This window comes from Endozoicomonas sp. ONNA2, assembly GCF_024606365.1.
Lineage (GTDB): Bacteria > Pseudomonadota > Gammaproteobacteria > Pseudomonadales > Endozoicomonadaceae > Endozoicomonas.
Window position 1 is genome coordinate 1 of sequence record NZ_JAHHPO010001170.1, and the last position, 5,674, is coordinate 5,674.

Genomic DNA, 5,674 nt, shown 5'->3' on the forward strand with positions numbered 1-5,674 from the left:
TTAACCCTCGCCGGTTTTCAAGACCGGTGCTTTCAACCGCTCAGCCATCCCTCCACGTGAGGGCAAATACTACCTGAAATCAGAATTGTGTCAACGCCTTGATAAACGGTATTCTTTCTCTATGCTCTGGACTCAGTAAATCCGATAATATAGTGAGTGGTATTCAGACGTGCGCAATGTCAGGGGCATGAACAATGTCAGAGCCAGGAATGATTAAAACTATAGCCCCAGTAAATTGGTCTGATATAATGACTTGTATTACATCTACATAGAGGAATGACAAAGATGGATCGCAAACCCGTAATGACCGCTGCTTCTACCAGCCTGGGTGCTGGCATTGAAATCAACAAGGTTCTTCGCAATACCTATATGCTGCTGGGTATGACTCTGCTATTCAGTGCTGTCACCGCCGGCGTTGCCATGGCCTTGCAGATCAGCCAGATGACGGCGCTGGTTCTCTCCCTGGTCGGTTTTGGCCTGCTGTTCGTGGTGAACAAGACCGCTGATTCTGCCAAGGGTATTGTCGCTGTTTTTGCCTTTACCGGTGTGCTGGGTGCCGCCCTGGGACCAATGCTTAACCATTACCTGGGCATGGCCAATGGCCCATCCCTGATCATGCAGGCCCTGGGTGGAACCGCCGTGGTGTTCTTTGCGCTCTCCGGCTATGTTTTGACCACCCGTAAGGACTTCTCCTTTATGGGTGGCTTCCTGATGGTTGGTCTGATTGTCGCTGTGGTGGCCAGCATTGCCCTGATCTTCTTTAATATCCCCGCTGCCAGCATGGCGCTGTCTGCCCTGATTGTGCTGCTGATGTCCGGTTTTATCCTGTTCGACACCAGCCGTATTATCCACGGTGGTGAGACTAACTATATTCGGGCCACTGTTTCTCTTTATCTGGATATCTATAATCTGTTCACTGCGCTGCTTCACCTGCTCGGTGCCAGTAGTGACGACTGATGTCTGATTTTGCTTTTAACGGGCCCCGCCATTTGGTGGGGCTTTTTTTGTTTTGCTTGGCTATTTTTTAGTTCTGTTAACGCAAGGTTATTGTTATGAAGTTTGCACTGGCCGTGTATGGCGCTCCGGCCAACAGTCAGGCGCCTCAAAGTGCATTGCACTTTGCCCGGGCTGTGGTGGCTCAGGGGCATGAAATTGTCCGGTTGTTTTTTTATCTGGATGGGGTGAACACGGCGACGGCTATTGCCCAGCCACCTCAGGATGAGTCCAACCTCCCTGAACAGTGGCAGCAGTTTGTCCAGTCACATAATCTGGATGCCGTGGTTTGTATTGCTGCTGCTTTAAGGCGGGGTGTTGTGGATCAGACAGAATCTGACCGTTATGATCTGCCGGGTCATAATCTCCGCAAGGGGTATGAACTGTCCGGCCTTGGGCAGTTGCTTGACGGAGCATTGATGGCCGATCGATTGATCACCTTTGGAGCCTGAGATGAGTCATTCTGTGTGTATTATTTCCAGCCGGGCCCCTTACAGTGGGCAGTCGGCCCGTGAGGCGCTCGATACGGCACTGGTATCAGCCTCTTATGATATCGAGACCAGTCTTTTGCTGATGGGGGATGGGGTTTATCAGTTATTGAAAGGGCAGGAAGCCACTAAAATTCCACGAAAAAATCTTTCAGCCATGCTACAGGTGTTGCCTCTTTATGGCATAGATACCATTTATGTGGATCAGCTGTCTCTGGAGGAACGGGGTATCAGTTCTGATGCGCTTCAGGAAGGGGTGACAGTCCTTGCCGAGGGTGAGTTGCCTCTGTTTATCCAACAGCATTCCAGAGTGTTTAATTTCTGATGAGTACGCTGCATACCGTTAATAAGCCAGGTCAGGCAGTGGAACTTTGTGTTCGTGCTGTTGCCAGCGGCGATTCCGTGTTGTTGATTGAAGATGCTGTTTATGAGCTGATGTCTCCGGCAAGTCGGGTGAATGCTTTACCGGATGGCTGCCCTGTGTATGTGATGGATATTGATGCAAGGGCTCGCGGGGTGGCGGTATCTGCGCCGTTTGAGGCCGTCAACTATGATCGCTTTGTCTCATTATGTGTTGATAGTGCGAAAGTGTTGTCATGGTTTTAAGTTATATTATCCAATCATATTTTATTGCATTTACTGACTGAGGAAATCCCTTTGAAAGCACCGGTCGCTACTAAAATTCCACACTCCATTATTCAGCATGGTCAGACCCGTATTGATGAGTACCACTGGTTGCGGGATGAGCACTGGCAAAAGATTGTGGCAGGGGATCTGGATTTTAAAAACCCGGAGGTCTTGGCCTATCTTAACGCTGAAAGCAATTATAAAGATGCCCAAATGAACGACAGCAAGGTCATTCAGGAGCAGCTTTATCAGGAAATTTTGTCCCGGATAAAGGAAAACTATCAGTCCTGGCCCGCTAAAAAGGGCGATTTTTTCTATTATTACCGGGAAGAAAAGGGGAAAAACTATCCCATTCTCTGTCGTCGTCATGGCTCAATGGATCGGCCTGAAATGATATATATGGATGTTAACAAAGAGGCGGATGGCAAGGACCTCTTTATGTTTGGCCCGTCCATCACCAACCGGGCAAATACCTATCATGCTTATGGCTACAATCTCACCGGCTCCATGGAGCGAAGTATACGGGTTCGGAATCTGGCGACCGGGCAGGACAGTGAGTGGACCTTCCATAACAGTACCGGCTCCATACTCTGGATGGATGATGAGCACCTTCTGGTAGTTGAGCGTGATGAGCAGGCCCGTGGTAAACATGTCTATAAAATGAATATCCATCAGGGACCGGAAAAGAAAACGCTGGTGTTCTCCAAACCTGATGATTTTGACGGGATGTTTCTTTCGCTAGCGGAAACCACAGACCATGAATACGTTATGGTCTATCTCAACAGTGGCTCCAGTCAGGTGGTTTATGTTTCTTCCCGCACCACAATAGATTTCCGTCTGTTTGCCCATGGCACTGATGATGTGGTGTTTAGCCTTGATCACTATCTTGAAGGCGACAGTGATGACTTCTATATTCTCACCAATCTTAATGGTGCCAATAATTTCCAGCTGTATAAAACATCGGTAAATCAGTGGGGGCAGAAGCATTGGCATCTGATTCAGGCGGAAAGCAACACTCTCAGCCTTACCGATATTCATTTCTACAATCATTATCTGATTATTGAGCAGAAAAATAACGATAAAGCGCTGGATGAGCTGGTGGTACAGGACATGGTATCCGGTAACCGGCAGAGGGTATCCATGCCTGATCAAGCCTATGAACTGGATTTTTCCGGTGACTGGGACCATAACGCCACCACTGTTCGGCTGGATTACTCTTCACCGGTTATGCCCAGTACCGTTCTTGAGCTGGATCTGAAGACCGTTGAATCCACAGCGGTCTATACCCGGGAAACGCCCAACTTTGACCCGGAAAAATATGAGGTCAGGCGGGAGTATGCCACCGCCCGGGACGGTGAGCGTATTCCGGTCACCATTATCCATACCAAAGGTCTGGTAAAGGATGGCTCCCATCATGCCCTGGTTTATGGCTACGGCTCCTACGGTTATGGCATGACTTCTGGCTTTTCATCAAAGCTCTTCAGCCTGGTGGATCGTGGCTTTGTCTACGCAACGGCCCATATTCGTGGCGGTGATGAAAAGGGCTATCAGTGGTATCTCAATGGCAAAATGCGCCATAAAATGAATACCTTCAATGACTTTATTGATGCTACGGAGTATCTGGTCAGTCAGGGTTATACCGGTAACGGGCAGATTGCCATTAATGGTGGCAGTGCCGGTGGCCTGTTAATGGGAGCGGTGACCAACTTGCGTCCGGAATTGTTCGCTTGCGTAGTGGCCGATGTACCTTTTGTTGATGTCATCAACACCATCAGTGATGCATCCTTGCCATTGACGCCACCGGAATGGGAAGAGTGGGGCAACCCGGTCACCAGTGCCGACGACTTTGACTATATTATGCAGTACTCGCCTTATGACAATGTGCAGGCCAGGGATTATCCCCCGATGCTGTTTAACTCCGGAATATCCGATGAGCAGGTCACATACTGGGAACCGGCCAAGATGGTGGCACGCTTAAGGGATTTAAAAACCGATAATAACCTGCTGTTGCTGAACATGAATATGCACGCCGGCCACGCCGGTGCCAGCAAGCGTTATGAATGGATTGATGAAGTAGCGTTTAACTACGCTTTTATTCTCAAGTGTTTTGGTATGGCCAGCTACTTAACAGGCTGATTTACCGTGTGAATCTATCTTTATCAGAACTGAATAAATAAATTCGGTAGACAGGAGCCTTCTATGGGTATAGAAATCACAGCAATTGTTTTTGTTGTCCTTATTGCTGTTCTTATAGCAACCGGTGTACGGATTGTTCCCCAGGGGTATAACTACACTGTCGAGCGTTTTGGCAAGTACACCAGTACGTTAACACCTGGCTTGCATGTGATTGTGCCGGTGATTGATACGGTTGGCAAAAAAATGAACATGATGGAGCAAGTTCTGGATATCCCGCCCCAAGAGGTGATCAGTGCCGATAACGCCCAGGTGACCACGGATGCGGTCTGTTTCTACCTGGTCCAGGATGCGGTCAAGGCTTCTTATGAAATTAACGATCTTGATCGCGCCATGAAAAATCTGGTGATGACCAATATCCGTGCGGTACTGGGATCCATGGAATTGGATGAAATGCTTTCCAACCGGGATCGAATCAATGAGCGCTTACTGATAAAAGTGGATGAAGCCACCGATCCCTGGGGCCTGAAGGTGACCAGGATTGAGCTGCGAGATATTGCCCCGCCGGCGGACCTGGTGGAAGCCATGGCGAGGCAGATGAAGGCTGAGCGGGATAAACGTGCACAGATCCTGGAGGCAGAAGGTGCTCGTGAAGCCGCCATTAAAGTGGCGGAAGGGGAAAAGCAGGCGCAGATCCTCAAGGCAGAAGGTGAGCTTGAAGCCGCCCGACGGGAAGCAGAAGCCCGGGAGCGGCTGGCAGAGGCCGAGGCGGTGGCCACGGCGGTGGTGTCCAGGGCCATTGCCGAGGGTGATCATCGGGCGATTAACTATTTTGTTGCCCAGAAATACGTAGAAGCATTGAAAGATGTTGCCTCTGCCGAGAACAATAAAGTAATCATGATGCCTCTGGAGGCTGGAAGCTTGATTGGCTCTATCGTCGGCATTAAAGAGCTGGTAGGCGAAGCTGCTCTGGTAAAGGATGTGAAAAGTTAAGCAAGAAGGAGGCTTGATGGATATTTCTAATGTACTAGAACCTTGGCACTGGTTGATCCTGTTTTTTGTCCTTCTGGGCGCAGAGGCGCTTGGTGCTGGTGGTTTCTTGCTGGGCAGTGCTGCCGCAGCCGCGGTTGTCTCACTCTGGCTCTGGTTGGTACCTGACATGAGCTGGCCAGTTCAACTGGTGATTTTTGGTACTGGCAGTTTGCTGCTCTCATTCTCTTACTGGAAGCTGTTCCGAAAGGTAAATAACAAGAGTGACAGCCCCAAATTAAATAATCGGGCATCTCAGTTAATAGGCCGGACCATTATGCTTGATCATGACTTGCCAGCAGGGCAGAGCAAACTTGCCATTGGCGATACACTCTGGAAGGTAGAATCAGACACAGGGCGAAAGAATCGGCCTTACGATCGTTCCAATCAAGGCTAATTTAAAC

Annotated in this window: 7 protein-coding genes; all 7 read left to right on the top strand. The window is 49.3% G+C overall.

All coding sequences use genetic code 11. The features are described from left to right. Window positions 1–285: 285 nt before the first annotated feature. The 7 genes from KDK14_RS20640 (at window position 286) to KDK14_RS20670 (ending at window position 5,667) form a co-directional block, all read left to right on the top strand. The gene (locus KDK14_RS20640; RefSeq protein ID WP_257267123.1) at window positions 286–957 is read left to right on the top strand and encodes a Bax inhibitor-1/YccA family protein; all 672 of its coding nucleotides are present in this window, start codon (window positions 286–288) and stop codon (window positions 955–957) included. A 95-nt stretch (window positions 958–1,052) separates the two neighbouring features. After that, window positions 1,053–1,445, top strand: coding sequence for a sulfurtransferase complex subunit TusD (tusD, locus tag KDK14_RS20645; protein WP_257267124.1), 393 nt, complete (start codon window positions 1,053–1,055; stop codon window positions 1,443–1,445). Between the two features lies 1 nt (window position 1,446). Then, complete coding sequence (gene tusC, locus KDK14_RS20650) at window positions 1,447–1,806, top strand: sulfurtransferase complex subunit TusC (protein WP_257267125.1); 360 nt, start codon at window positions 1,447–1,449, stop codon at window positions 1,804–1,806. Continuing rightward, window positions 1,806–2,087, top strand: coding sequence for a sulfurtransferase complex subunit TusB (gene tusB, locus KDK14_RS20655; RefSeq protein WP_257267126.1), 282 nt, complete (start codon window positions 1,806–1,808; stop codon window positions 2,085–2,087). The genes tusC and tusB overlap by 1 nt, the downstream gene beginning before the upstream one ends. A gap of 51 nt (window positions 2,088–2,138) precedes the next feature. Beyond that, window positions 2,139–4,244: a S9 family peptidase gene (locus tag KDK14_RS20660; protein ID WP_257267127.1), complete on the top strand. Its 2,106-nt coding sequence runs from the start codon at window positions 2,139–2,141 to the stop codon at window positions 4,242–4,244. 63 nt (window positions 4,245–4,307) lie between these two features. After that, complete coding sequence (locus KDK14_RS20665) at window positions 4,308–5,234, top strand: SPFH domain-containing protein (protein WP_257267128.1); 927 nt, start codon at window positions 4,308–4,310, stop codon at window positions 5,232–5,234. A gap of 16 nt (window positions 5,235–5,250) precedes the next feature. Continuing rightward, window positions 5,251–5,667 (top strand): NfeD family protein, encoded by a 417-nt coding sequence (locus tag KDK14_RS20670; protein WP_257267129.1) that lies wholly within the window; start codon window positions 5,251–5,253, stop codon window positions 5,665–5,667. The last annotated feature ends 7 nt before the right edge of the window (window positions 5,668–5,674 follow it).

Coding starts and splice junctions, on each gene's coding strand:
- tusB (WP_257267126.1), top strand. CDS start 1,806: ATGAGTACGCTGCATACCGTTAATAAGCCAGGTCAGGCAGTGGAACTT.
- tusC (WP_257267125.1), top strand. CDS start 1,447: ATGAGTCATTCTGTGTGTATTATTTCCAGCCGGGCCCCTTACAGTGGG.
- tusD (WP_257267124.1), top strand. CDS start 1,053: ATGAAGTTTGCACTGGCCGTGTATGGCGCTCCGGCCAACAGTCAGGCG.
- KDK14_RS20670 (WP_257267129.1), top strand. CDS start 5,251: ATGGATATTTCTAATGTACTAGAACCTTGGCACTGGTTGATCCTGTTT.
- KDK14_RS20640 (WP_257267123.1), top strand. CDS start 286: ATGGATCGCAAACCCGTAATGACCGCTGCTTCTACCAGCCTGGGTGCT.
- KDK14_RS20665 (WP_257267128.1), top strand. CDS start 4,308: ATGGGTATAGAAATCACAGCAATTGTTTTTGTTGTCCTTATTGCTGTT.